Source organism: Caballeronia hypogeia (assembly GCF_001544875.2).
GTDB classification, from domain to species: domain Bacteria; phylum Pseudomonadota; class Gammaproteobacteria; order Burkholderiales; family Burkholderiaceae; genus Caballeronia; species Caballeronia hypogeia.
Genome location: NZ_FCOA02000044.1, coordinates 26,300 through 50,715 on the forward strand (window position 1 = coordinate 26,300; position 24,416 = coordinate 50,715).

Genomic DNA, 24,416 nt, shown 5'->3' on the forward strand with positions numbered 1-24,416 from the left:
TGTCATGGATGTTCGCTGCGCCACGTTCCGATCCGCTTGATTCATGTCAACGTCGCGACCAGGCTGAACGATATCCTTTCAGGCGCACCGAAAAGATCGGCTGAGACCTACGCCGCAACGGGGGATGTGATGCCCTTTCTTCGCGCATGGCCCGTGACAGGCTCCATCGGCATCGTGCTGTGGATGTGGAGCACGCTTGCTGCGGCAGCGCCCGTTGCATCGGCTGCATCGGGCGCTGCGCCCGCTTCGGTTGCATCGGTCGCATCTTCCGTCGCGGCGGCGTCCGCGCCCGTCGCGGCGAGCGCTTCTCGACGTATCGATATCACAAATCAGCCGTGGCGCGGAGACTTCGACGCGATGCTCGAGCGCCGCATGATCCGCGTGCTTGTGCCGTTCAGCCGCACCTTGTATTTCAATGACCGCGGCCATGAGCGCGGCCTGGCCGCGGACTTCGTGCGCGACTTCGAGCGCTACGTCAACAAGACGTATGCCGATCGCCTGGGCAAGCGGCCGGTCACGGTCGTGATGATTCCGACGACGCGCGACAGACTGCTGCCCGGACTCGTCGATGGCGTGGGCGACATCGCCGCCGGCAACCTGACAGTGACGCAGGAACGCCTGAAGCAGGTCGATTTCGTCACGGCGCACGCGCTCAAGCCCACCCGCGAAGTCGTGCTGACCGGACCCAAGTCACCCGCGCTGTCGAAGCTCGACGATTTGAGCGGCAAGACCGTGCACGTGCGCCGTTCCAGCAGTTACTTCGAGAGCCTGAGCAGCCTGAACCAGCGCTTCAAACAAGCCGGCAAGCCACCGATGAAGCTCGTGCTGCTGCCCGATGCGCTCGAAGACGAAGACGCAATGGAGATGCTGAACGTCGGTCTGCTGCAGATCCTCGTGGTCGACGACTGGAAAGCGAACATGTGGGCGCAGCTATTGCCGCACATCAAGGTGCACGACAATATCGCGGTGCGTGAGGGAGGGCAGATCGGCTGGGCGATCCGCAAGCAGAGTCCGCAGTTGCAGGCGGCGATCGGCACGTTCTATGAACATGTCATCAGGAAGCAAAGCGTCGCGGAGGTGCGCCTGAAACAGTACATGCAGGGAATCAAGCAGATCCACAACAACACCGAGAGCGCGGAACTCAAGCGCTTCACGCAGACGGTTGCGTTCTTCGAGCAGTACGGCCATCAGTACAACTTCGACCCTCTGATGCTCGCGGCGCAGGGCTTTCAGGAGTCGCAACTCAATCAGGATGCGAAGAGCCGCGTGGGAGCGGTCGGCATCATGCAACTGATGCCGGCGACCGGCAAGGAGCTGAACGTCGGCAATATCAGGGTGGCGCAGTCGAACATTCACGCCGGCGCGAAATACCTCGACCAGCTTATGACGCGCTATTTTCAGGATGCTCATTTCTCGGAGGTGGACCGCCCGCTGTTCGCCTTCGCGAGTTATAACGCCGGGCCGGGAAACATTGCGAAGATGCGCAAGATCGCCGCCGAACGAGGCCTCAATCCCGATGTCTGGTTCAACAATGTGGAGATCGTCGTGGCCGAGAAGATCGGCATCGAGACCACGACGTATGTGAGAAACATCTATAAGTACTATGTTTCTTATCGCCTGCTGAAAGAGGCGCAGGCGCACCGGACTCGCGCGGTGAAGGAGTTGAGCCGCTGATCAGACCCGCGCCGACGCCTCGTTTTCGAATGCGAAGCCCATGGTCCGGCAGTGATAATGCAGCGCGCCGTCCTGCACGATCAGGAAGCGCGCGCGCTGGCTCGCGCCTTCGTTATGGTGCGAATGCAGCGCCCCCGGCGGCGTGACCAGCGTCATGCCGCGCGACCAGGCGACCGGTTCGCCGTCGATGCGCGTGCAGCACTTCTCGCCGTCCAGTACCAGCGTGATCGCCGCCGAGTTGTGACGATGCGCCCGCTGCGTGTCTCCGGCGGGCAAGGTGTTGAGGCTCAGCGTCAGGGTCGGCAGCACGTTGCGGCTGCCGCCGAGCAGGTCGCTCGAAAACACCAGCGCGAAGCCCGAGGTCGTCGCATCGGCGGTGGTGTCGAAGAGTTCGGCAAGCTGACGTTCGATCTCGTCCGCCGGATAGTGCACCGCTTGCAGCGTCGACGACGCACTCGGCATCACCTGTTCGTGCGCGAGTTGCGGCGAATTGTCGACGCGCCAGAACACCGCGCCCGCATCGCCCGCGGCGAGACGCCATGGGTCGCCGCCGGGCAGCATGAAGACGTCGCCCGCATGGAACGCGAACGCTTCGTGCGATGCGCTCGCGCACGCGCCGCCGCCCGCCATCACATACCACAGCGATCCGCTCGAACGCGAGGTCACGTCCCGCGTATCGGCCGATTCTCCGGGCGCGATGACTTGATACGCGGCGAGCATCAGCGGCGTGGTCGCGGCGACGGGACTGCCGAGCGCCGCCGACTGATCGCACGCCTGCACGAATGATGCGCGCGCCGCCTGCACGACGCGCGCATCCGGCATGAAGGTCGCGGCGGGCACGGGCGGCAGCACGACGTTGAACGCGTTGCCGGAGTTGAAATAACGGGCGCGCGCATCGGCCGGACCGAGCGGCGCCGCGCACACGCCCGCGGGCATGTCTTCCATGCGGCGCGGCTTGAAAGTCGAGTTCATCTGATCAGGTCCCCGTTTCGAGTTGCGGCATGCGCGCGAGCTCGTCCTGCACGAGCCAGCGCGCGATAGTGTCGGCGAGCACATCCGCGCCCGCGCTCACCTGCTCGGGCGTGGACCATTCGACAGGCGCATGACTCACGCCGTCGCGGCTCGGAATGAAGATCATCGCGCTCGGGCAGACTTGCGCGAGGTAGCGCGCGTCGTGGCCGGCGTGCGACAGAATGGGCATCGACGGATGACCGTGCGCGCGCGCCGACGCTTCGATCAACGCCTGCCAGTGCGGCGCGAAATCGTTCGACTCGGCATCGACGAGCCGCTCGGCTTCGACCGTGCACGGCGCCGCATGCGCAGCGCAAATGGCTTCGAGCCGCGCGCCGAGCGCCTGCAGCACGGCGTTATCCGGATGACGCAGATCGACGCTGAACACCACCTGTTCCGGAATCACCGAAGGCGCATTCGGCGTGACGACGACGCGTCCGAGCGTGAGCTTGACGGCTTCATCGTGCCGGCCGATTTCATCTTCGAGACTTTGCGCGATGCGCGCGAATGCGAAGATCGCGTCCTGCCGCGCAGTCATGTCGACGGTGCCCGCATGCCCCGGCGCGCCATGCAGCGTGATGCGCCACGTCGTCTTGCCCTGAATGCCGGTGACGACGCCGATGGTCTTCCCCTTCGCTTCGAGCACCGGCCCCTGCTCGATATGCAGCTCGACATAACCCGCCGCCGCGCCACCGGGCGCGCGACGCGGCAAGTCCGCAAACGCGGCATGCACGCGATCGAGCGCTTCGCCGACGCTCACGCCGTTCGCATCGCGCACGGCGCGCATCGTATCGAGCGTCATCACGCCCGCGAACGCCTGCGAGCCCATCATGCCAGGCGCGAAACGCGAGCCTTCCTCGTTCATCCAGCCGACTGCGACGACATCGCGATCCGGCCGCACGCCCCGTTCCTTCAGCGTGACGAGCACTTCGAGCGCCGCGATCACGCCGTACACGCCGTCGAAGCGCCCGCCCGCAGGCTGGCTGTCGAGATGGCTGCCCATCAGAAGCGGCGGCAATGCGCGATGCGCGCCCGCGAGCGTGACGAACAGATTGCCCGCGTCATCGCATGCCGCGTCCAGTCCCGCTTCACGCGCCCACGCGATCATCTGCCGCCACGCGGCGATCTCTTCGTCGGAAAGCGCCTGACGATTCACGCCGCCGTCCGGCAATGCGCCGAACTCCGCGAGTTTCATCAGATGCTGCCACAGGCGCGCGCCGTTGACCGCGAGCGGCGCGCCGTTGTCGAATGAAGACGTCATGCGGCTCAGTCCGTCTTCATGATCTGCGACGGCATCGCGCGTGGATCGCGCGGACCCCACGCGCCCGCCTCCACCTGCGCGACGAACTCGCCGACCAGCCGATTGAACTGCTCCGGCTCTTCGAGGTTCAACGTGTGACCGGTTTTCGGCAACACGGCAAGACCGCATGCGGGCATCGTCTTCTTGAGGAAGATGCCCGGTTGCAGGCAATGGTCGTCTTCGTCGCCGACCACGACGAGCGTCGGCACCTTCACCTTCGCGATCTCGGCTTCGAGATCGTAGAGCGACGGACGGCGCGCCTGCACGCCGCGCATGGTGTTGGCCGAGCCGACCGAATCGTGCTGGCCGAGTTGCGTCGCGAATTCCTGCCAGCCGCGCGGGTCCTTGTTTTGAAACTGCACGCGGCTCGCGCCGAGCGAATAGATCTTCGCGAACTCCTTCGCGCCCTGCTTTTCGAATTGCGCGGCGACTTCGTTCGACACATCGCGGAAGTAGTCTTCGAAGGCTTTCTCCGCGCCGTAGCCCGCGCCCGCGACCGTCAGCGACAACGCGCGTTCGGGCGCGCGCAAGCCGAGATGCAGCGTCGCGAAGCCACCCATCGACAAGCCGACGACATGCGCCCGCTCTATCTTCAGATGATCCAGCACCGCGACGATATCCTCGACGGCCTTCATCTGCGAATAGGCGTTGACGTCCTTCGGCACATCCGACGGCGGATAGCCGCGCGCGCCATACGTGATCACGCGATGCCGCCGCGCGAAGTGGCGCATCTGCGGTTCCCAGCTGCGGTGATCGCCGCCGAACTCATGCACGAAGATGATCGGCGTTCCCTGGCCCGCTTCTTCATAATAGAGCGAGACGTCGTCCGGCGTCTTTGCATAAGGCATATCGTTGATCTCCTCAGAACTGTGCATCGACAGGCGCATCGCCGCGCGCGCGGGCCGCATCGAGCGCGGCGGGCAACGCTTCGCAGAATGCGCGCGCCCATTGCGCGGGCACGGAAAGCGACACCTTGATGAAGCGATCGCCGAAGCGCGGCGTGTGATACGCGCCCTGCCGCACCATGATGTTCGCAGCGCCCAGTTCGGCGACGAGCGCTTCGGGGCGCACGTTGGCATCGGCGCATTCGATCACGAGGAAATTCGCGTGCGACGGATACACCGCGACCTTGAGCCCCGGCAATCCCGCGACGGTTTCCGCGACCGCCGCCTGATTCGCGCGCACCAGCGACTTCAGTTCGCGCATCCATTCGTGCTTCACGGCGAAGCCGGCGAGCGCGCCCGCCTGCGCGACGACGCTCGCGCCGAGCGGCGCTTCGGAATACGGCAACACGCGTTCGAGCAGTTCCGGCGCCGCGACCAGCGCACCCAGACGCAAGCCCGCGAAACCGAGCCACTTCGAGAAGCTGACGATGGTGATCGTGCCTTCCGGATAGAACTGCGCCGCGAGCGTGTGATCGTCGGCGAAATCGCGATACGTGCAGTCGTGGATCAAAATCGCGCCGAGTTCCTTCGCACGCGAGGCGAACGCGGCGATCTCGTCGCGCGTGTAGCAGACGCCGAGCGGATTGTTCGGATCGACGAGATAGATCACGGCAGTGTCTTCGCCCGTCGATGCCTTCAGTGCGTCGATGCTCAACCGGTACCGATGCGCTTCGCCGTAGATCGGAATCTCGGTGATCGGCGAACCCGCGCGCTGCGCGAACTGCAGCGGCCATTTCCAGCCGGGATCGGTCGTGACGAAGCCTTTGCCCGCGCCGCACGTCGCGCGGCACGCGAGCGCCAGCGCGGCGACGGCGCCATCGGTGACCACGGCTTTCGCATCGGGCAAGCCGAGATCGGCGACGATCGCATGACGCAGGGCTTCGAGCCCGAGCGGCGGCGCGTAGGCGTTGAACGATGCGTCGTCGATGGCGGCGTGCATCGCGGCGCGCACGGCCGGATGCGTCGGCATATGGTTCGTGTTCTGCCCGAGCCACATGAGACCCGGCGTGTTGAACAGCTTGTCGAAGTACTGATTGCGGATTTCTGCGGTGCTCATGCTTCCTCCGACTCGGCGGCCATGGCCAGCTTGCTCGTCTTGATGATCGAACCACGCGCCGCGATGCCGCCGTCGATCGTCACCACCGTGCCGGTGATATACGCGGCGCGCGGCGATGCGAGGAACACCATCAGCTCGGCGACTTCGTTCGCATAAGCCGGACGTCCGCCCGGATACATCTTGAACAGTTCGCGCCAGCGGCCTTCGTCGCCGTACATGTCGACGGCGCGGCGCTTCATCAGCTTGACCATGCGATCGGTTTCGACCGGGCCCGGATTCACGCCGACGACGCGAACGTTGTCATCGAGACTCACGCCGCCGAGGGCGCGCGTGAAGGCCATCAACGCCGCATTGCCCGTCGATCCGGCGACGTAGTTCGCGTCCCAGTTCTCGCCCGAATTGCCGATGTCGTTGACGATCACACCGCCGCCCTGCGCCTTCATGCGCGGCAGATATTCGCGCGTGAGCTCCATATAGCCGAACACCTTCAGCTCGAAACCGCGCCGCACAGCTTCCGGTTCGATCGCGTCCAGCGGACCCGACGGAATGTCGCCGGCGTTGTTGATGAGAATGTCGATATCGCCGACGCGTTCGGCCAGCGCCTTCATCGCGCCGAGCGCGCCGAGGTCCATCGGATGCACTTCGACGTTCACGCCGTGTTTCGCGCGGATCGCTTCGCGCGCTTCGAGCAGCGCATCGGCGTTGCGCGCGGCCAGATGCAGATTGCAGCGTTCAGCCGCGAAGGCCCACGCGGCCGCGAGCCCGATGCCTTTCGATGCCCCCGTGATGAGGACGGTCTTGCCACTCAGTTCCAGATTCATGTTGGTTCTCTTTGCGATGTTGAGTCGAGAAATAGGGCGAAGCTCTCATCGCTCATGCAGCGCTGGAGGCAATGCCGGGGATTGCGGAAATGAAATCGACCATGTCGTCGCCCAGCAGATTGACGTGATCGACGGCTGCGTCGTACGCAGCCTGCGCATCGGCGGCGTGCAGCGCGTCGATGATGCGTTGATGCTCGGGCATCGTCGCGGCCATGCGGCCGGGCTGCTTCGTCACATAGCGCCGGTATGGCGCCACGCGTTTGCGCAGGTTGCGCGTCTGCTCGGCCAGCCACGACGTGTTCGACGCGTCGTATAACTGGTCGTGAAACTGCTGATTGATTTCGTAGAAGCGCACGCTGTCGTCCGCCGCGAGCGCGGCGGCGAGTTCCGCGTGCGTCTTCACCAGTGCCTGCTTCTGCGCGGAAGTCGCGCGGCGCGCGGCGAAACGCGCACACAGCCCTTCGAGCGCCGCCATCACATGGAACATCTCGATCAGGACCGGCAGCGACAAGGTCGCGACCGTCACGCCCTGACGCTGACGGATCTCGACGAGTCCGAGTGCCTCGAGCGCCTTGAACGCTTCGCGCACCGGCGTCCGCGACGCCTGGAAACGGCTCGCGATCTCGCTTTCGTCGAGCCGCTCGCCGGGCGCGAGCTCACCGCTGAAGATCGCGTTTTCGAGCGCTTTCTGCACGGTCTCGGAAAGCGTCGCGCCACGCTCGCCATTGGCGACGACAGGGATCGGCAGCACTTTGCCAGCGTCGGTGGTCATGATCGAATGTCTCCTTGCTTATGCTTGCGACGGCGCGTCAAAACGGCCGGTCGCCCGCGACCGTCGTGCGGTGCATGACGCGGCGATACTTCACGTCGTCGTAGGGCGTGGCGCGATGCATCGTCGAGCGGTTGTCCCAGATGATCAGGTCGCCCGGCTGCCACACATGGCGGTGCGTGAAGGCCGGATCGATCGCGTGGCCGTTCAGTTCGGCCAGCAGCGTTTCGCTTTCCCCGGCCGACAGCCCTTCGATTTCCTTCACCACGTCCTCGCCCACGTACAACGACAGACGTCCCGTCTCCGGATGCGTGCGCACGAGCGGATGCGCGACATCGGGCGTCTTCGCCTTCTGTTCATCGGAGAGCGGATTGCGGTCCGCGAAGGCCTTGCCGTAGTACGCGGCATAGGAGTGCACGGCCTTCATGTGACGGATGCGTTGCTGCGCATCCTCGTCGAGCGCGTCCCATGCGGCGTGCATCGAAGCGAACAGCGTGTCCGCGCCTTCGGGCGGCGTTTCGATCGCGTAGAGCAGCGAGCCGAGACACGGTTCGGCCTTGTACGAAAGGTCCGAATGCCAGTTCCAGCCTTCCTTGTGATTGCCGATGGCCTTGCCCGCATCGACCACGTTCGACAACACGTAGATCTCCGGATGCGCTTCTTTCAGGAACTGCGTGAGCACGTGGGTGAGCAACGGCCCGAAGCGCCGCGAGAACGAGACGTGATCCGCTTCGGCCAGTGCCTGATCGCGAAACAGCAGGACAGAATGCGTATTGAGCGCATGACGGATCAGTGCGAAGTCGGCATCGCCGACCGGCTGGCGCAAGTCGATGCCGCGAACTTCCATGCCCATGAACGGAGTGAGCGCGCGCAATTCCATGTTTCGGGTTCTCCTGGTGTCGTTGAGGTTCAGTCGCTTCAGTCGCGATAAGAAGGATCAATGCGGTCGAGCAGGCGCAGGAACGCGGGCCATTCGCGCGTGCCCGCGGGCAGGATGTCGCCTGATTGCTTGTTGAATTGCTCCGATGCGAGACGACTCACGCGCTCGTCGGGCAATTGCAGATGCGCGCCGCCCGCAACGGCTGCCTGCGCCATCAACTGAATGCGCGCGGCCTTCTCGAAGGTGTAGATCAGCATGAAGGCTTCGGCCACGGTGCGGCCCACGCTCAGCACACCGTGATTGCGCAGCACGAGCATCGAATGCGGGCCGAGATCGCGCACGAGGCGCTCGCGTTCGCCGGTTTCGAGGGCGACGCCTTCATAGTCGTGATAGCCGAGATGACCGTGGAAGCGCATCGCGAACTGGCTCACGGGCAAGAGGCCTTCGGCGAGCGCGGAGACGGCGGTCGCCGCTTCGGAATGGGTATGCAGCACGCAATGCGCGTCAGTGCGTCCCGCGTGAATGGCGCTGTGAATCACGAAGCCCGCCTGATTCACCGAGTGAGGCGATAGCTCGACCTGATTGCCCTCGTGATCGATCTTCACGAAGCACGACGCGTTGATCTCCGAAAACAGCATGCCGTACGGGTTGATCAGAAAGTGGCCCGGCTCATCCGGCACGCGCACGGAGATATGGTTATAGATGAGATCGTCGAGACCGAAGTGCGCCACCAGCCGGTAGCACGCGGCGAGTTCCACTCGCAGTTCGGCTTCGGTGCGTGCGCCGCCTGGCAGCGCGCGCGGATCGAGGTCATTGGTTTTCATAGGAGCGTCCTTGACAGGTTCACTGCCACCACACGAGGCGTTTGTCGAGCCACACGGCGACGCCATACAGCACGACGCTCGCGAGCGACGCGCTCAGCACGGCGGCCCATACCGCGAGGTAATCCATCTGCTGCGTCGATTCGAAGATGATTCGCCCGACGCCCTGATAAGCGCCCAGCATCTCCGCGACGATCGCGACGATCATGCTGCGCGGAATCGCCACGCGAATCGCAGTGACGAGCGAGGGCAATGCGACGGGCATCTGCAGGCGATACAGAATCGCGATGCGCGACGCGCCGAAGCTGCGCAACAGATCGATCGCGCCGGCATCCGCCTGCTTCAGGCCGTGCAGGGTGTTGATCAATACGACGAAGCCGGTTGCAAGCACGACGAGCGCCACCTTCGAGGTCGCGCCGATGCCGAACCACGCGAGCGTCAGCGGCACGTAGCCGACGATCGGCACCGAGTTGATCGCAACGAGCACCGGCAACAACATGCGTTCGATGAACGGCGCGAATGTCATCAGCACCGCGATGGCGACCCCGGCGATCACGCCGAGCGCGAAGCCGCCGATGGATTCGGCGAGCGTCGCGGCAAGCGCGTCGGAGAGCGCGCCGGCATCGGTGACGAAGCGTCCGGCGACATCCGCGACGTGCGGCAGCACGAAGGGCGGAATGTCGAACAACGCGATCGCGCCTTCCCATACGGCGATGAAGATCACGAGCGTCAGCAGCACGGGCGCAATTCGCGCGACGCCTGCGGGCAGCATCAGTTTGCGGCTTTCCACCATACGAACCTCTTCTCGACGATTGCCAGAATCCAGTACAGGCAGCTGCCCATGACGCCGCACGCGACGATCGTGGTCCAGATGCGCACCATGTCTTCGGTGTAGGTCGCCTGCAGCAGCATCACGCCGAGGCCCACCGTTTCACCGAACCATTCGCCGACGATCGAGCCGATCAGCGCGAGCGAAATCGCCACACGCAAGCCGACGACGATCTGCGGCGCCGCCGACGGCAACGCCAGCTTCGCGAACAGCATCGCGTGCGATGCGCCGAACGAGCGCATCAGACCGACGCGGCTCGGATCGACCGCGCGCAGGCCGCGCAAGGCGTTGACCGTCACCGGAAAAAACGAAAGGAACAGCGCCATCACGACCTTCGCGAGCAGCGTGTTGCCGAACCACATCACGACCAGCGCGCCGAACGCGACCACCGGCATCGTCTGCGCGACGACGAAGAGCGGGAACAACGAGCGTTCGAGCGTGCGCACATACGCGAACATCACGCCGAACGCGACGCCGAGAATCGAGCCCGCGAAGAAGCCGAGCACGGTTTCGAGCAGCGTGCGGCCGAACGCGGCGGCGAGCGCATCGCGCACGGACCACGCATCCGCGAAGACATGCGAGAGCGGCGGCAGATAGCGCGTCGGGACGTTCAGCGCGACGGTAAGCGCCTGCCACAGCAACGCGATGGCGATGATCGCGGCGAGCGGCGACGACAGCCAGCGCTTCAGCTTCATGGCGCCTTGCGCTTTCGAACGCGGCGGACGTGACGACACTTGCATGGAGACGGGCTGCATATCAATGCGCTCCCGTCGCGGCGAACGACTTCATGCTCTCCTCCTCGATCACTTCGAGCAGGCGGCGCTTGATGTCGATGAAACGCGCATCGGTGACCAGCGACGGGTCGCGCGGACGCGGCAGATCGACCACTTCCTCGCACTTGATCGTGCCGGGGCGCGAGGTCATCACGATCACGCGATCGCCGAGAAAGATCGCTTCGTCGATATCGTGCGTGATGAACAGCACCGTGCGCTTGTGCTTCGCCCAGATTTGCAGGAGCCAGTGCTGCATCTTCGTGCGCGTGAGGGCGTCGAGCGCGCCGAAGGGCTCGTCGAGCAACATCAGATCGCGCTCGAACAGGAACGTGCGCATCAGCGCCACGCGCTGACGCATGCCGCCCGACAACTGCTGCGGATAGTGGCGCTCGAAACCCTTGAGGCCGAACTCGGGAAACATGGTCTGGGCGCGGGCGCGCGCTTCCTTCTTCGACATGCCTTCGACTTCGAGCGCGATGATCGCGTTGTCGAGCACCGTGCGCCATGGAAACAGCAGGTCGCGCTGCGGCATGAACGACACCTTGCCGAGCAGCTTGCCGTCGGGCTGCGGGACGTTGTTGAACAGGATCGAGCCGTCGCTGTCGGGCGCGAGCAGGCCTGCGATCATGTTGAACAGCGTGGACTTGCCGCAACCCGAAGGACCGACTAGCGTCACGAACTCGCCGCGCTGGATCTTCAGGTCGACGTGACGGACGGCCACCGTGGGCGATGCCGGATCGCCAAAGCGCTTCCACACGTTGACGAGTTGCAGCTGCGGCGTGCCGGACACGGGCGCGATGCTCGCGCGCTCTTCGGGCGCATCCACGAGACGTGGCGCGGCGGTTTCCATCGTTGAGCTCATGCGATTCTCTCCGTTGTCGTCAGGAGTGGGCATCAAAGCGACTTGTTCGAGACGGGCACGCCTTGCCACACCTTCGTGTCGAATGCCTTCGACAGATCGACCGGCTTTTGCAGCGCCTTGTACGTGGCGAGGCGCGTCTGGATCTGCCCGGCGACACCCATGTCGATTTCTCCAATGTCGCCCTTGCCGTCCTTGCCCGCGGCGGCGAGCGTCGCGTACTGATCGAGCATGGCCGCCTGATGCGCGCGATTCGCGCCGGGCGCGCTGGCCATGACGATGTCCACCGCCTCATCGCGATGTTCGAACGCGTATTTCCAGCCTTGCAGCGTGGCGGAGAGAAAGGCCGTCGCCTGATCGCGATGCGCCTGCAGAAACTTCTCGGAGGTGATGATCGAATCGGCTTGCGAGACCACGCCGAAGTCGGACGGCTTGAACACGGTGAGGTTCTTCACGCCGTTCTCGTTCAGCGTGACGAGCTCGTTGTAGCGCGTGGCCGTGGCGACATCGATCTGGCCGTCGATGAATGGCGACATCGACGCCGCCTGCGGGACGACCTTCGCGTCGGTCGGCTCGAGCTTCTGCGAGGCGAGCATCGCGTAGAGCGTGTATTGCGCGCCGGTGAACCACGTCGACACCTTCTTGCCCTTGAGGTCCGAGAGCGTCTTGATGCCCGAGTCCGACTTCGCGACGAACACGTGCGGGCTCTGCTGCAACATCATGCCGATGGCGACGAGCGGCAGACCCTTGTCGCGCGCGAAGAGCTGTGCTTCCGCGCCGCCGCCTACGCCGAAGGTATCGGCGCCCGAGCTGACGAGCGTTTCGACATTGATGTTGGGACCGCCGGGATTGATGGTGACATCGAGCCCATTGGCCTTATAGAAGCCTTTGGCAAGGGCGACGTAGTAGCCCGCGAACTGCGCCTGAGGCAGCCAGCGCAGTCGGACCGAGACTTTCTCGTCCGCATGCGCGCTCGACGCGGGAAAGAGCGAGAGACACAAGGAACTGGCGGCCAGGATGCTGCAAACGACGACGTTGCGAAACATGAAACCCTCCTTTGTATGCATGAAGTAGCTAATGCAGTATCCGTGCCATGCTGAGGCACCTTGTTTTAAGGGGTTTCTTGTGTTTCTTGAGGCGCGAAGGTGGTGCACGGCGCTCGCGTATGGGCGCGGCGTCACCAGCGCGGATCACGCGCCCTGTTGTGGTGAGTTGCGGGACATGTCGTGGACGGATGCGATCTTCGGGACGCGCCAGCGATAGTGCGCTATCCTGTCGCCTCCACATGGAATGGTTCTGACGAGACTCCGCACGTCGCATGTAGTGCGGGATCAATCAAGGAGGCACCATGATCGTTTCGAGGCGTCACACGCTGGCCGGCGCAATCCTGGCCGCGGCCGTGCTTTACATTCCGGTAGCTCAGGCACAGCTCGGCAATCTTCTCAATCAGGGCAAGGAGAGCGGCACTGCCGGCGGGCTCGGCGGATTGACCAGCGGTTTGTCGATGGATTCGCTGACATCGGGTAGCACGGGCAATGTCGCCGGTGTTCTCGAGTTCTGCATCAAGAACAACTATCTCGGCGGCGGCGCATCATCGGTGAAGGATGGACTGATGAGCAAGCTCGGCGGATCGCCTTCGAGCGACGCGGGATACACGAGCGGTGCGAAGGGAATTCTCGATAGCGGCAACGGCAAGCAGGTCGATCTGAGCGGCGGCGGCCTGAAGGAACAGGTCACGAAGCAGGTCTGCGACAAGATTCTCGCTCAGGGCAAATCGCTTCTGTAGCGGTAAGTTGCGCGTCCTCGCGTGGCGCGGGGACGCGTGAAGTCATGCCAGCCTCAGCCCGCGATGGCCCGCACCCGCCGCGATGCCGCGCGCATTCGGCGGTTCTTCTGCTGTTTCAGCCATTGCAACGATTCCAGCAGGACTTCCGTCGGCACACCGCTGAAGGTCGCACTGCGGATAAGAAACTCGCTTGCAGCAATGTCATTGAACAGTCCAAGCTTGTTTTGCACGGACGTCAGATTCCTGATCGTGCGGCCGTGGCCGCCCTTGATGACAGGCTGAAAGAATTCGAGCAGATATCTCAACTTCTTGCCGGCCTTGCGGACATCGTGAAGATGCTCTTCATGCGCGATCTCATTGCGAGCCGCGCGCCTGCTGCGCTTTTGAAGCGCGCGCTGCGCAAGACGAACACGGCGCTCGGCGAACGCGCGAACGGGAAGATCATTGCAATTCGATTGCAACGCCGTTTGCGCACGAAACAAGACGTCGTTCAGGAATGCTTCGACGTCGTCGCCTTTAATCATCGTCTGGCTATGCACAACCGCCTGCGCGCGCTTTTCGCGTGCGGCGGCGACGAGCATTTCCACCGAAGCGCCGGATTCCTGCGCCGCTTTCAGGAGTTCGCCCGCGATGTCCCAGTCACGCGTTCCGCCAGCCACTGCGGCAAGACGCTTGAATTCCTCTGTGGCTTGGGCCGTTGCTTCCTCTCCAAGATAAGGGGAGTAGGCCCAATAGAGTGCGCGCAGCTTTCTGAATGCGACACGAAGCTGATGAAACCCTTCAGCGTCGCTGGTGGCGGATAGCTCTCTAGCCCTTTGAACGGCCTCGGCGACCACGGGCGTCGCCAGTAAGGAAAATGTGCTGGCTATGGAGCTCGCTTTTGAAAGCGATGAGCCGGCTGGACGCCGGTCGACCTTGAAGAAAGTGGTTGGCCGTGGCAAAGGCCAGTCACCATCCATATCCATATCAGTGCCTCGGGTGGGACGAAAATGGCTTTGGCACAGACATTACCACAGACATCGCTGCGGCCCCGGTATTCATGACGGTTTGATGAAGCGCCCGTGAAGTGTGGCGAATATGCCTATCTTATTTTGCGGCCTTGCCGGCAGACCGCTGTTCTGTATTAGCATACCGAGCTACGCAAGCACTACCCCGATACGATGGCGCACAGAGCGCCGCGAAAATACATAGAACATAAGTGGGAGTTCCGTGAAGAAGCGCGCCACCGTGATCTGCCGCCGAGGTAAGCGAATCCTTCTGGTCGCTCGCAGTCAATCGAAGTGGGCGTTGCCGGGCGGAATACTCAAACGCGGAGAACATCTCCTGGACGCGGCGCTTCGGGAACTCAGGGAAGAAGCGCGGCTTGCGGGCAAGTCGGCGAAATACCTTTTTGATTTTCGCGGCAAGCAGAAGCACCATCATGTCTTCTCCTGCGAAATCCCTAACCGCGCCAAAGCTCGTCCGAGCAACGAAATATCCAAGTGTCGCTGGGTTCATCTCGACGACATCCCTCGCCTTCTGACCAGCACGCCGACGAACGATATCGTGAAACTCATGAGTCAACGGCGCAGGAAGTAGTCGTCGGTCCACTCAGCGATACTGTCCCGCGAACTTGATGACCGTGTCGATATTCGACTTGTCGATGAAGCCGGGACCCGAGCGAATGTTCTTGTCGGTATAGATCGGCTTGAGACCGTACATGGCGACACGCTCCTTGAACTTCGGATTGTCTTGCAGCGCCGCTCGAATCTTCGCGCCGTCCGTCGTGTGCTCCTTCTTCGCGATGGCAAGCACGGCGACGCCTATGTAACCCTGCAGATAAGGCTGCTGGTCGACGGCGAACTGGATCGATCCGTTCTTGATGCCCTTGGCGATGTCATCCGAGAAGTCGAAGGTGGCGAAGAAGATCTTGCCGAGTTGTCCGCTCTGTTGAAGCGCCTTGAGCGTAGGGGACGCCGAATTCGGACCCAGCGTCAGAATGCCCTTCGTGCCGGGATGATTGCGCAGGTAGGCGCTGACCTTCGTCTGTATTTCAGTCGGGTCGTTGCCCGAATCGAGCGTCGACGACTTGTAATCGGCCCCGATGGCATCAGCAAAACCGCGGCAGCGATCGAATGACGTCGGATTGGTGGCGTAATGGTTCACGCAGAGAAAAGAGGTCACGCCGGCGGCCTTGGCCTTCTCTCCCGCCGCCTTGCCCGCCACGTAATCGGGCTGGCCGATATGCATGATCGCGTGAAGCTGCGCGCTTTGCTCTTCCGTGCCCGAGTTGATCGTAACGAGCGGAATGTGCTTCGCGGTCACTTTGCCGACCGAGGTCTTCAACACATCGAAGTCGCCTATGGAGACGATCACGCCGTCGTAGTTTCGCGCGGCGGCCTGCTCGACGAGTCTGGACATGTCGGCCATGTCGCCGTTGGGCGGATTACGGTAATCCGTGGTGACGTTGAAGTCCTCATCGGCCTGCTGAACCGCGTTCTTGATCGTGTTCCACCAGAGGTCGGAATCGGGTGCGTGGCTGACGAGCACGAAATGCGCATCGGCCGCCTGCGCGTTCGTGCCGATCGCACATCCCACCAGCGCCGCCATCGCCATGCATGAACCTGCGAAGCTGCGTAAAGCGCCTTTTGCCGAACGATTCATGTCTCCACCTTTGTCGCGTTATGAACCCACCTGATGCGGGCAAGAACTCATTGCCCTACGATGCTTCCGCTACTTCCTTCCATAACTTCCGAGCGAGGTCGCGCATCATCAGCGACTCGGCCCATCGGTCCGTCGTGTCGTTACCGTCGCGGCCGATGATCGCGTAGGGCTTCGGACCGATCTCGCAGACGAACGCGAGTGAATCGTCCTTGTCCGCACGGCGGCGCCACGAGTCGAATCCGTAGCGCCACCAGTCGGAGAAAAGATCGACCCACATGCGATGCGGCTCGAACGATATTTCGATCTGCACCTGCTCGCGGCTGGCCACTCTGCCGTGAAACGCCCAGCAGTTGTCCATGATCCGACGCATCAGCGCGTGATTCTCATCGGATACCGGCCACGGGAACTCGCGTCCCACGAGAAAATGCGACAGGTCGCCAAGAAGCTTGAGATCGGGCCGCGCGTCGAGCAGATCGAGCGTGAAGTACAGGTCGGTCGTCATCCTGTCGCGATGCGTTTCGATGTAGACCGGGAAATCCACCTGCTCGGCAAGCCGCTGCCAGCCATCGAGCAGCGTCACGCATTCCTTGATCGTGCGCGGCCGCACGTCCGGCTGAATGTCGAGATGGTGCAGGCCGAACTCCGTCGCGATCTCGAGCGCCGGCTGCAAATCGTCGACGGTGGCCGGAAAGCACTGACCCTCCGCATCGAGCGCAAGCGGCGCGCGCAGCTCCGCCAGTCTGCGAAAGTAGTCGCGATTCGTGCAGTGTGCGCTGACGCCATCGAAGCCGGCTTCCGCGATCATCCGCACGTTCTCTTCCAGCGAACGCTCGAAGCCGTCGGTGTGTCGACGCTCCATCGCCCACAGTGACTGAAAGACCAGAAATTGTTGACTCATTGCGCCTCCGCGACCAGCAAGGAACGTAGTTTCACGGTCCGATCCGCAAGCGTTGCCGGCGACGGCCGGGCTTGTTTCGCGATCAGGTCCTGAGCGATCCGGATATCTTTGGCGATCTCCCCCGTCGTGCCGATGCCGCTTGCACCGACCAGCACGCCGTCGGACGAGAGCGCGAAGAAGACGCGCGAGGTTGCGCCCGTCTCCCGGACTATCGTGGTGGAACCCAGCGAAGGCAGCCCCGCGATCTGAATCGTGATGTCGTACTGATCCGACCAGAACCACGGCACGAAGCGGCTTTCCTCATCGCCCCCGAGCATGTTCGACGCAGCCATGCGCGCCTGATCTTCGGCATTCTTCCAGCACTCGAGACGCACGCGCCGGTTGAAGAGAGGATGTTCGAACGAGCAGACGTCGCCGGCGGCGAAGATCGCCGGGTCCGCCGTTCGCAGCGTGACGTCTGTCACGACGCCGTTGTCGACCGGCAAGCCGCATGCAGCAGCCAGGTCCACGCAGGGCTGCACGCCAACGCCCACGATCGCGAGATCGCACGGAACGGTTTCGCCATCGGCAAGCTCCACGCCGCTGATTCGGCTGTCTCCGACGAAGCGCCGAAGCTGAACATCGAAGCGCACCTCCACGCCCATCGCGCGGTGCATATTCACGATGAGGTCCGAGACGCACGCGGGCACGGCACGCATGAGCGCACGCGGCGCGGCCTCGACCACGGTGAGGCTGCACCCCTTTCTGACTGCCGCCGCAGCCACTTCCAGTCCGATGAAACCCGCGCCGATCACAACGATGCGGCGCCCCGGCAGCAGCTCGCGAGCGATTTCGTTCGCGTCGACATCAGTGCGCAGCACGTGAATGCCGGGCAGATCGTGGCCTGAGACCGCGAGCGTTCGAGGCGCAGCGCCTGTTGCGAGCAGCAGCCGCGAATACGCGATGCTACGGCCATCGCCAAGACGCGCGAACTGCTTTTGACGGTCGATTGCCACAACCGCTGAGTCGACGATCACATCGATGCCTTGCTCGCGATAGAACGCTTCACCGTAAATCTCGCATTGAGACGCGTCCCACTCGCCCAGCAACACACCTTTCGAAAGCGGCGGCCGCTCATAGGGCAGCCTCCGCTCCTTTCCGATCAGCGTAATGGGCCCTCCCCAACCGTTCAAACGCAGAGCATGCGCCGCCCGAGCTCCGCATTGCCCGCCGCCGACGATCACCATTGCCTTGTCGAGATTCATGTCGATGCCTCTGAGAGCCGGATATATTCGCCCGATCACGTCGCGTTCAGGCGCCGCTTCTTCTTCTCGAATCGCTCGCGCATGAGGCGCTCGCCTTCCGGCGAACCGTCATGCCAGGAGCCGAAGATCCGATCGAGCGGGAAGGTGCCGTTATCGCTGTAATTGACTTCGAAGAACTTGTGGTGGAGATAGTGCGCGTAAGCGTGGCTGCTCATCGACGCACCGTTCGATACCCGAAGCTGATCGAATCCGATATGGCCGACGATCGCGCCGAATCCGGCGATATTGATCAGATACACCGCGACGATGGGGTGCGAAGGAATCACCAGCGTCCAAAGCGCGACGCCGAAGTAAAGCGCCGATTCGACCGGATGCATGGACATGGACGACCACGGCGACGGATTGGTCGAATTGTGATGAACCGAATGCACGAAACGGTACAGCGGGCCCCAGTGGATCGTGCGGTGAATCACGAAGAAATGCACTTCGTGAAGCGCCGGAGCAAGCAGAAACACGCAGATCAGATACACCGGATGCTCGTTCCACTGAACCAGCGGCACCGTTCCATTCGCAAACGACCACAGAATGAATACTTCAATAGCCGTTCCGATAGGCACGCTCACGAAAAAGCTGCGAATGAAGTTATCGATGTTCTGGCTCTTGAACCAGAACACGTCCGAGGGTTGTTCCGAGGGAAACTTGCCGTTGTATTTGAAGCTCTGTCCTTGCACGCGCAACACATAGTAGCGAAGCTCGAACGCGCTATAGAAGAGAAAGATCCCGATCCAGTTCGCACCGAGCAGCTTGAGCGTCCATCCCCAGCCTAGCGTGCGCATCGTCTCCATGTCGGGAAGAACGAACTTCCACCAGACAGCGGTAAGGACGATGAAGACGATATTCCACGGCCAGAAATAACCCTTGAGCCAGTTGCCTACGCGCGGCAGGCTCGGCGGCCACGCCCAGAGCTCCGCGGAATCCAGCGGTTGATTCGGCGCCCAGTCGCCGCGCTTGTTGCGTTTGCCGAGCTGCAGGTCGTCCATGATGTCTCCGTCCAAAGGACTGTAGCGATGATGCGCGCGTGACTCGTGCTGTCAGATTTCGATGAGTACGACTTCGCCTTCCACTCGGGCCGGATAGGTCTTGAGGTTCTTGCAGGGAGGCATGCGCGTAGCCTCGCCTGTCCGGTAGTCGAATTCGCCCTGATGCTTCGGACACTCCACGGCGTAATCCATCACGAAGCCATCCGCCAGATGAACGGCTTCGTGCGTGCATAACCCGTCGGTGCAGTAGTACTGATCGTCCGGTCCTCGATACACCGCGAAGGTGCGACCTTCGTGATCGAAACGCTTCACATCTTCCTGATCGATATCGTCTGCCGCGCAGACGCGAATCCATTGCGCCATGGCTGTCTCCTTGATGTTCTTGCGACTGCTCCCGGTGAAAGCAGTCGACGTGAAATCAATGTACTTCCCGGATCGGCGCGGCTCAATCACCATCTCACACGCGCAATCATTTCGTTTCATTTCGTATCTTGAATGCACGTGTAATTCGGACGTGCTAATTAGCGAAAGATATGAATTCGGGGGAAACCCTCAGTGCTTTTGATATGTTCGTATCACCCATTTGTGAGACGATGAGATACAAGATACGGAGGATAACTGTGACTCGTCCGACCATTCCCGACCTGGCCGAAGCAGCGGGCGTTTCCGTGGCGACCGTCAATCGCGTGCTCAGCGGAACGGGGAAGGTTCGCCAGGCCACGGCGCAACGCGTCGTCGATGCAGCTCAGCAAATCGGGTTCTACGGTCTTCGCGCGTTGCAACATCGCGTGGCGACGACCGCGCGACCAGCCTTCAGGTTTGGAATCGTGCTTCAGTCGCCGCATCGCCCATTTACTGACACGCTCGCTGGTCATCTGGAGCGCGCGGCCGCCGAGTCCACGGAAGGTGACATTCGATTGAGGATAGAGGTCGTCGAAGACCTTTCGCCCGAACGCGCGGTATCGAAAATGACCGCGCTGAGCGACGAGGTCGATGCGCTCGCCGTGGTTGCGCCGGATCATCCGATCGTCTCGGAAACGATAGATCGGCTCGCGGAAAAGGAGGTACCGGTCCTGGGCCTCGTCTCGCCGCTATCGGCGCGCGTGCCGGTGGGCTACGTGGGACTCGATAGCTGGAAAGTCGGCAGGGCGTCAGCCTGGGCGCTGGCTCACACGATCAAGCGTCCGGGAAAGCTCGCGGTACTCGTCGGGACACACCGGTTCCGGAACCACGATTTGAACGAGAGCGGATTTCGCTCTTACTTCCGGGAGAACGAAGGGGGATTCGTGATCCTCGAACCCATCTCGACGTTCGAGTCGGATGCGATCTCTCGTGAGGTAACCGAGGGACTACTCCGCAATCATCCCGACCTGACCGGAATGGCCATCTTCTGCGGAGGCGTCGGCGGCGTGCTCGCTGCTTTGAAGAGCTCACGAAGCAAGGAGACCGTCAGAGCGGTCGCTTATGATCTGTTCGAATCGACCATAGGCGGACTCGTGGATCATACGTTGACGATGGTGGTCGCTCATCCGTATGACCGGGTCGCACGTGAAGCGATCGCAGCCCTGGTCCGCACGAAGAAGTCTTCCGAACCTCAGGCGGTGGGCCAAACGGTACTCGTGCCTTTCGAACTGCACACGGTCGAAACGATCTAGCGCGCAGGCTTATTGCTCGGCGAATTCCACGCGATTGCGTCCGCCTCGTTTCGCGCGGTACAGCGCCGCATCGGCCAGGCCGTAAGCCGTGTCGAAGCCGGTTCCGGCTTCATTGATGCTGACGCCGAAGCTCGCCGTGATGCGGCGATCCACCGGCGGGACGGCCAGCGAGTCGCTGATGGCTTCGCGCATGCGTTCGGCAAGCAGCGCGGCCTTGTCCGGGTCATGACCGGGCAGCAGCACGGTGAATTCCTCGCCGCCCACGCGCCCGACGAAGCCCTGCTCACCGACAATGCGCCGAAGACAATCGACGACGCCGAGAATGACCGCATCGCCGGTGGGATGGCCGAAATCGTCGTTGATCCGTTTGAAGTCGTCGATATCGAGCACGATCATCGTCGCGCTCTTCACGCGCAGCGTCTTCGCGGTTCGCTCGATGACGGCGCTGCGATTCAGCACGCCCGTCAGCGCATCGTGCGACGCGCGATGCGCAAGCTGTTGCGCAAGCGCCTGCATCTCGCGTTCGGCGCGATCGCTGCGGCCGATCAGACGCCGCGTCTCACGCATCAGGCGCTCGAAGTGATCGATCAGTTCCCCGAGCGACTGACGATACTCACCGGCATTCGCGGCGGAATCCGCATGCGTGGCGCGCGCCTTGTCGAGCGCCGCGCTTTCGTTCTGAAACAGGTCGGGCGCCACGCCCGGATCGACGGCGGATGTCGAAGGCATCCTTAGCGTCCCTGATGAGCGACCGGACGATCCGTGAACTCGATCGCGGAGAAATCGGCCTTCAGCTCTTCGCCGAATTCGGCGATCGTCTCGTCTTCTTCATCGTGGTACCAGTTCATCAGCACGCGGCTGCCTGACCCGGTCGCCTGATCCAGCGCGTCGAACATGCTGAACAGCATCTTCGTGCTCGAGCTGTTGAAGTAAGTCAAAGCGACGTCTATGGTGACGACGGCTCCGGCGCTCTCGGCCAGATACTTGCGCAGCCGCTCGATGACGGGCGCGTAGAAAGCAGCCGCATTCTCGGGATACGACTCGCCTTTGAGCAACAGCGAGTGCTGGTCAAAACGAAAATCGATCTCGGGCGAAGTTGCCGTGGCGGCAATGTAGAGGTTATCCATGGTTGTTCTTGCGCCTTCCTGCTCAGATGGTGGCCATGAGGCAAAACAGCGTGGTTCCGGGTTCGTCGGCGCGCGGATGAAAAGCAAACTCGAGTGGTGCGCTTGCATCGCGCGCCATGGTCAGGAAACCCAGTCCTGCGCCTTTGCTATCTTCCGGCGTTTCTGATCGCAATGATAACTTGTATGCGTGCCTGATCTCTTCAAGCGACATGCTGCGCAAGGGTTCGAGCTTGTTGCGCAGGTTTTCCACTTCGGACGTCGCCATTGGATTGACGCATAACATCACGTGATGCTCGCCGTCGCGCGAAATGCACACCGCTCCCTCGCGTATCGCGCCGCTTCCTCCGCTATCCTCAGCGAGCGCATTCGACGAATAGTGGACGATGTTCTGCGAAAGCTCGACAAAAGACGAAAAGAGCTTGCGACGCGTCGGCCCGCTCACGCCCGCGACTTCGAGTTGCAACTTCACGACCTCGCCCATCGCCGCGACGATGTTATGCGAGAAAAAACCCTTGTGATAGAAGAGTACGTTGCGTCGCTGCGCCAGATCGAAAAAGGCGCTGTCCTGATCGAGTAGTTGAGACATGCTTGTGATTGCCTAAATACGGACACAAAAGAACGTGAGGTCGTCGCGGCGTGCCTGCACGCTTTGCCAGTCGGCGAGCGCGCCCCGAAGGCGCTCGCAGATGCTCGAAGGCGATTCGGCACGGTGCTCGCGAATCAGATCGAGCGCGCGGCGCCGGCCGAATGAAATGCTGCGCGGGCCGCCGACCTGATCGGTCAGCCCGTCCGTGCAGATGAAAAGCAGGCTGCCTTCCGGTACCGGAACGGTGCGCAGATTCCACGTATAGTCCGCGCGGCTGTCGACATAACCTACACCCATGCGATCGGCCGCGATGGTTTCGAGCTGCGCCGCGTCGGGTGAAAGGATGTGCAGCGCGATCCGCGCTCCGGCGAAATGCAGCACCTTTTCCGCGGCGTCGAACCAGAAGAACGCCGTATCGAGGCCGTCGTTGGATTGAGGTCCGCCGGCCGCGTTGTTCACCTGTCCGAGCAGGCCTTTCACATTGCGATTGACAGCCGAGAGCAGCGCCGCCGGGTCGCGCGGACCGATCTGCTCGAGCGCCTTTGATAGCGACGCCGATGCGAGCAGCGTCATAAAGGCGCCGGGAACGCCATGACCCGTGCAATCGGCGACCGCACCGAACCATCCGTCTGGGAAAGCCGCGAAATGATAGAAGTCGCCGCCGACCACATCGCGTGGCTCCCAGACCATCGCGGCGGCGGTGAGTCGCGTCGACAAGGTTTCGTCCGAGGCACGCAGCATGGCGCGTTGGATCACGCTCGCGTACTCGATGCTCTGCATGATCTGGCGGTTCTTCTCCGCCTGCATTTCCGCCACTGCGCTCACGAGTTCCAGACCGCTGCCCACGCCCGAGAAACGTCCGGCGCGCGTGACGATGAAACCGTCGACGAGCGCCTTCTCTCCGGCCTCGACCGTCCTGAAGGCAAGCGACTCGATGCTCACGTTCGCTTCTACGATCAGCGGCTCCTTGTCCATGAACGCGATGCAGCTCTTCTTGTCGTAGAGCTCGCGATGAAAAGGCTTGCTCATCTGCGACATGAAGATATCGCGGTTGATCAGACCGATGGGGCGAAGCCCTTCGATCACCGCGAGGCTTCCCATGTCGCGACGCGCGGAGAATATCTCCATCACCAGGGAGTTGGAATCCTCGGCGTCTACGAACGGCACTTCCTGACACAGGTCTCCGGCAGTGCGCAAGGCTCTCTGCCCGGAAGAACGGCGAAAACTCGAAAACGCTGGGTGCATGGCAACGCTAGCCAATGTATGAAGAAACCTTGCACGCTAAGGCTTCTGTGTGAACTTTCCATGACAAGGAATGGCGTTATCCGTTCTTTGACGCGATTTCGTGAGGACGGCCGAATGCAAACGTTTGCCTGTGTTCTCCAGACGACGCTGATAACCGGAAAAAACATCCGTGCGCCCGGCGTGCGAACACATAAGCCAATGTAATGATTCGAGGAAAATAAATGACGTTGACGCCACATTTATGCCCTCGAATACTGTTTTGCGTCAACTCCTTCACCACGACACAGGGTACGCGAAGATGAACGCCTCATTCGCAAGGTTCGCCGTGAAAGCCGCGGCCGCAGTCTTCACAGTCACGCTCACGCTGTCCGCGAAGGCGGCCGAGCCGATCAAGATCACGCTGGCCAACTGGGCCGACACGCAAGCGGTCGTGTACACCGCGAAATACGTGCTC

At 62.3% G+C, this 24,416-nt stretch carries 26 protein-coding genes; 4 read left to right on the top strand and 22 right to left on the bottom strand.

The window, feature by feature from the left end; all coding sequences use genetic code 11:
- Positions 1–183: 183 nt before the first annotated feature.
- Positions 184–1,674 carry an MltF family protein gene (locus tag AWB79_RS34935; RefSeq protein WP_232471116.1) on the top strand — a complete coding sequence of 497 codons (1,491 nt, stop codon included), beginning with the start codon at positions 184–186 and terminating at the stop codon, positions 1,672–1,674.
- Here AWB79_RS34935 and AWB79_RS34940 read toward each other — a convergent pair whose 3' ends face one another.
- The 12 genes from AWB79_RS34940 to AWB79_RS34995 are packed head-to-tail and all read right to left on the bottom strand — an operon-like array spanning position 1,675 to position 12,784.
- A complete protein-coding gene (locus AWB79_RS34940) occupies positions 1,675–2,646 on the bottom strand; it encodes a cupin domain-containing protein (RefSeq protein ID WP_061172030.1) in 972 nt (323 codons plus the stop codon).
- Between the two features lie 4 nt (positions 2,647–2,650).
- Positions 2,651–3,946: a M20 family metallo-hydrolase gene (locus tag AWB79_RS34945; protein ID WP_061172031.1), complete on the bottom strand. Its 1,296-nt coding sequence runs from the start codon at positions 3,944–3,946 to the stop codon at positions 2,651–2,653.
- A 5-nt stretch (positions 3,947–3,951) separates the two neighbouring features.
- Positions 3,952–4,833 (bottom strand): alpha/beta fold hydrolase, encoded by an 882-nt coding sequence (locus AWB79_RS34950; protein WP_061172053.1) that lies wholly within the window; start codon positions 4,831–4,833, stop codon positions 3,952–3,954.
- A gap of 13 nt (positions 4,834–4,846) precedes the next feature.
- The gene (locus AWB79_RS34955) at positions 4,847–5,986 is read right to left on the bottom strand and encodes a pyridoxal phosphate-dependent aminotransferase (protein ID WP_061172032.1); all 1,140 of its coding nucleotides are present in this window, start codon (positions 5,984–5,986) and stop codon (positions 4,847–4,849) included.
- A complete protein-coding gene (locus AWB79_RS34960) occupies positions 5,983–6,807 on the bottom strand; it encodes an SDR family oxidoreductase (RefSeq protein WP_061172033.1) in 825 nt (274 codons plus the stop codon). Before AWB79_RS34960 ends, AWB79_RS34955 begins: the two co-directional genes overlap by 4 nt.
- Before the next feature lie 52 nt (positions 6,808–6,859).
- Entirely contained in the window at positions 6,860–7,579 is a 720-nt protein-coding gene (locus AWB79_RS34965) for a GntR family transcriptional regulator (RefSeq protein WP_061172034.1), read from the bottom strand.
- 37 nt (positions 7,580–7,616) lie between these two features.
- Positions 7,617–8,456, bottom strand: a complete 840-nt coding sequence (locus AWB79_RS34970; RefSeq protein ID WP_061172035.1) for a TauD/TfdA dioxygenase family protein — start codon at positions 8,454–8,456, stop codon at positions 7,617–7,619.
- A 38-nt stretch (positions 8,457–8,494) separates the two neighbouring features.
- Entirely contained in the window at positions 8,495–9,280 is a 786-nt protein-coding gene (locus AWB79_RS34975) for a class II aldolase/adducin family protein (RefSeq protein WP_061172036.1), read from the bottom strand.
- 19 nt (positions 9,281–9,299) lie between these two features.
- Positions 9,300–10,070, bottom strand: a complete 771-nt coding sequence (locus tag AWB79_RS34980) for an ABC transporter permease (protein ID WP_061172037.1) — start codon at positions 10,068–10,070, stop codon at positions 9,300–9,302.
- A complete protein-coding gene (locus AWB79_RS34985; protein ID WP_232471114.1) occupies positions 10,049–10,861 on the bottom strand; it encodes an ABC transporter permease in 813 nt (270 codons plus the stop codon). The genes AWB79_RS34980 and AWB79_RS34985 overlap by 22 nt, the downstream gene beginning before the upstream one ends.
- A 1-nt stretch (position 10,862) precedes the next feature.
- Entirely contained in the window at positions 10,863–11,741 is an 879-nt protein-coding gene (locus tag AWB79_RS34990) for an ABC transporter ATP-binding protein (protein WP_232471115.1), read from the bottom strand.
- A gap of 32 nt (positions 11,742–11,773) precedes the next feature.
- The gene (locus tag AWB79_RS34995; RefSeq protein WP_061172038.1) at positions 11,774–12,784 is read right to left on the bottom strand and encodes an ABC transporter substrate-binding protein; all 1,011 of its coding nucleotides are present in this window, start codon (positions 12,782–12,784) and stop codon (positions 11,774–11,776) included.
- 302 nt (positions 12,785–13,086) lie between these two features.
- On the opposite strand from AWB79_RS34995, the gene AWB79_RS35000 reads away from it, so the two are divergent.
- Entirely contained in the window at positions 13,087–13,524 is a 438-nt protein-coding gene (locus AWB79_RS35000) for a YjjA family protein (RefSeq protein ID WP_374728588.1), read from the top strand.
- A 53-nt stretch (positions 13,525–13,577) separates the two neighbouring features.
- Here the strand turns inward: AWB79_RS35000 and AWB79_RS35005 are convergent, their stop codons facing one another.
- On the bottom strand, positions 13,578–14,489 hold the full coding sequence (locus tag AWB79_RS35005) for a CHAD domain-containing protein (RefSeq protein WP_061172039.1): 912 nt from the start codon (positions 14,487–14,489) through the stop codon (positions 13,578–13,580).
- Positions 14,490–14,733: 244 nt separating this feature from the next.
- On the opposite strand from AWB79_RS35005, the gene AWB79_RS35010 reads away from it, so the two are divergent.
- The gene (locus AWB79_RS35010) at positions 14,734–15,102 is read left to right on the top strand and encodes an NUDIX hydrolase (RefSeq protein ID WP_061172040.1); all 369 of its coding nucleotides are present in this window, start codon (positions 14,734–14,736) and stop codon (positions 15,100–15,102) included.
- Between the two features lie 12 nt (positions 15,103–15,114).
- On the opposite strand, the gene AWB79_RS35015 is transcribed toward AWB79_RS35010, so the two are convergent.
- From AWB79_RS35015 to AWB79_RS35035, 5 genes are all read right to left on the bottom strand, one after another.
- Positions 15,115–16,119: a substrate-binding domain-containing protein gene (locus AWB79_RS35015; protein ID WP_232471117.1), complete on the bottom strand. Its 1,005-nt coding sequence runs from the start codon at positions 16,117–16,119 to the stop codon at positions 15,115–15,117.
- Positions 16,120–16,222: 103 nt separating this feature from the next.
- Positions 16,223–17,065, bottom strand: a complete 843-nt coding sequence (locus AWB79_RS35020; RefSeq protein WP_061172042.1) for a sugar phosphate isomerase/epimerase family protein — start codon at positions 17,063–17,065, stop codon at positions 16,223–16,225.
- A complete protein-coding gene (locus AWB79_RS35025; protein WP_061172043.1) occupies positions 17,062–18,309 on the bottom strand; it encodes an NAD(P)/FAD-dependent oxidoreductase in 1,248 nt (415 codons plus the stop codon). The genes AWB79_RS35020 and AWB79_RS35025 overlap by 4 nt, the downstream gene beginning before the upstream one ends.
- A gap of 35 nt (positions 18,310–18,344) precedes the next feature.
- The gene (locus AWB79_RS35030) at positions 18,345–19,349 is read right to left on the bottom strand and encodes a sterol desaturase family protein (RefSeq protein ID WP_061172044.1); all 1,005 of its coding nucleotides are present in this window, start codon (positions 19,347–19,349) and stop codon (positions 18,345–18,347) included.
- Positions 19,350–19,400: 51 nt separating this feature from the next.
- A complete protein-coding gene (locus AWB79_RS35035) occupies positions 19,401–19,712 on the bottom strand; it encodes a MocE family 2Fe-2S type ferredoxin (RefSeq protein ID WP_061172045.1) in 312 nt (103 codons plus the stop codon).
- 257 nt (positions 19,713–19,969) lie between these two features.
- Here AWB79_RS35035 and AWB79_RS35040 point away from each other — a divergent pair, with 257 nt between their 5' ends.
- Positions 19,970–21,004 carry a LacI family DNA-binding transcriptional regulator gene (locus tag AWB79_RS35040; RefSeq protein WP_198399159.1) on the top strand — a complete coding sequence of 345 codons (1,035 nt, stop codon included), beginning with the start codon at positions 19,970–19,972 and terminating at the stop codon, positions 21,002–21,004.
- A gap of 9 nt (positions 21,005–21,013) precedes the next feature.
- Here the strand turns inward: AWB79_RS35040 and AWB79_RS35045 are convergent, their stop codons facing one another.
- Genes AWB79_RS35045 through AWB79_RS35060 form a run of 4 tightly spaced genes read right to left on the bottom strand, consistent with a single transcriptional unit; the run spans position 21,014 to position 23,845 of the window.
- Positions 21,014–21,733, bottom strand: a complete 720-nt coding sequence (locus AWB79_RS35045; RefSeq protein ID WP_061172047.1) for a GGDEF domain-containing protein — start codon at positions 21,731–21,733, stop codon at positions 21,014–21,016.
- Positions 21,734–21,735: 2 nt separating this feature from the next.
- Positions 21,736–22,131: a DUF1987 domain-containing protein gene (locus AWB79_RS35050; RefSeq protein ID WP_061172048.1), complete on the bottom strand. Its 396-nt coding sequence runs from the start codon at positions 22,129–22,131 to the stop codon at positions 21,736–21,738.
- A gap of 22 nt (positions 22,132–22,153) precedes the next feature.
- Positions 22,154–22,717 (bottom strand): SiaB family protein kinase, encoded by a 564-nt coding sequence (locus AWB79_RS35055; protein ID WP_061172049.1) that lies wholly within the window; start codon positions 22,715–22,717, stop codon positions 22,154–22,156.
- Between the two features lie 12 nt (positions 22,718–22,729).
- Positions 22,730–23,845 (bottom strand): SpoIIE family protein phosphatase, encoded by a 1,116-nt coding sequence (locus tag AWB79_RS35060; protein ID WP_061172050.1) that lies wholly within the window; start codon positions 23,843–23,845, stop codon positions 22,730–22,732.
- Positions 23,846–24,416: the final 571 nt, after the last annotated feature.

Excerpts from the sequence above, each read along its gene's own strand:
- AWB79_RS35045 (WP_061172047.1), bottom strand. The coding sequence starts at position 21,733 with ATGCCTTCGACATCCGCCGTCGATCCGGGCGTGGCGCCCGACCTGTTT.
- AWB79_RS34945 (WP_061172031.1), bottom strand. The coding sequence starts at position 3,946 with ATGACGTCTTCATTCGACAACGGCGCGCCGCTCGCGGTCAACGGCGCG.
- AWB79_RS34995 (WP_061172038.1), bottom strand. The coding sequence starts at position 12,784 with ATGTTTCGCAACGTCGTCGTTTGCAGCATCCTGGCCGCCAGTTCCTTG.
- AWB79_RS34950 (WP_061172053.1), bottom strand. The coding sequence starts at position 4,833 with ATGCCTTATGCAAAGACGCCGGACGACGTCTCGCTCTATTATGAAGAA.
- AWB79_RS34975 (WP_061172036.1), bottom strand. The coding sequence starts at position 9,280 with ATGAAAACCAATGACCTCGATCCGCGCGCGCTGCCAGGCGGCGCACGC.
- AWB79_RS35055 (WP_061172049.1), bottom strand. The coding sequence starts at position 22,717 with ATGTCTCAACTACTCGATCAGGACAGCGCCTTTTTCGATCTGGCGCAG.
- AWB79_RS35050 (WP_061172048.1), bottom strand. The coding sequence starts at position 22,131 with ATGGATAACCTCTACATTGCCGCCACGGCAACTTCGCCCGAGATCGAT.
- AWB79_RS35005 (WP_061172039.1), bottom strand. The coding sequence starts at position 14,489 with ATGGATATGGATGGTGACTGGCCTTTGCCACGGCCAACCACTTTCTTC.
- AWB79_RS34965 (WP_061172034.1), bottom strand. The coding sequence starts at position 7,579 with ATGACCACCGACGCTGGCAAAGTGCTGCCGATCCCTGTCGTCGCCAAT.
- AWB79_RS35020 (WP_061172042.1), bottom strand. The coding sequence starts at position 17,065 with ATGAGTCAACAATTTCTGGTCTTTCAGTCACTGTGGGCGATGGAGCGT.
- AWB79_RS34970 (WP_061172035.1), bottom strand. The coding sequence starts at position 8,456 with ATGGAATTGCGCGCGCTCACTCCGTTCATGGGCATGGAAGTTCGCGGC.
- AWB79_RS35025 (WP_061172043.1), bottom strand. The coding sequence starts at position 18,309 with ATGAATCTCGACAAGGCAATGGTGATCGTCGGCGGCGGGCAATGCGGA.
- AWB79_RS34955 (WP_061172032.1), bottom strand. The coding sequence starts at position 5,986 with ATGAGCACCGCAGAAATCCGCAATCAGTACTTCGACAAGCTGTTCAAC.
- AWB79_RS34980 (WP_061172037.1), bottom strand. The coding sequence starts at position 10,070 with ATGGTGGAAAGCCGCAAACTGATGCTGCCCGCAGGCGTCGCGCGAATT.
- AWB79_RS35000 (WP_374728588.1), top strand. The coding sequence starts at position 13,087 with ATGATCGTTTCGAGGCGTCACACGCTGGCCGGCGCAATCCTGGCCGCG.
- AWB79_RS34985 (WP_232471114.1), bottom strand. The coding sequence starts at position 10,861 with ATGCAGCCCGTCTCCATGCAAGTGTCGTCACGTCCGCCGCGTTCGAAA.
- AWB79_RS34960 (WP_061172033.1), bottom strand. The coding sequence starts at position 6,807 with ATGAATCTGGAACTGAGTGGCAAGACCGTCCTCATCACGGGGGCATCG.
- AWB79_RS34940 (WP_061172030.1), bottom strand. The coding sequence starts at position 2,646 with ATGAACTCGACTTTCAAGCCGCGCCGCATGGAAGACATGCCCGCGGGC.
- AWB79_RS35015 (WP_232471117.1), bottom strand. The coding sequence starts at position 16,119 with ATGGCGATGGCGGCGCTGGTGGGATGTGCGATCGGCACGAACGCGCAG.
- AWB79_RS35030 (WP_061172044.1), bottom strand. The coding sequence starts at position 19,349 with ATGGACGACCTGCAGCTCGGCAAACGCAACAAGCGCGGCGACTGGGCG.
- AWB79_RS34935 (WP_232471116.1), top strand. The coding sequence starts at position 184 with ATGTGGAGCACGCTTGCTGCGGCAGCGCCCGTTGCATCGGCTGCATCG.
- AWB79_RS35060 (WP_061172050.1), bottom strand. The coding sequence starts at position 23,845 with ATGGAGATATTCTCCGCGCGTCGCGACATGGGAAGCCTCGCGGTGATC.
- AWB79_RS34990 (WP_232471115.1), bottom strand. The coding sequence starts at position 11,741 with ATGAGCTCAACGATGGAAACCGCCGCGCCACGTCTCGTGGATGCGCCC.
- AWB79_RS35035 (WP_061172045.1), bottom strand. The coding sequence starts at position 19,712 with ATGGCGCAATGGATTCGCGTCTGCGCGGCAGACGATATCGATCAGGAA.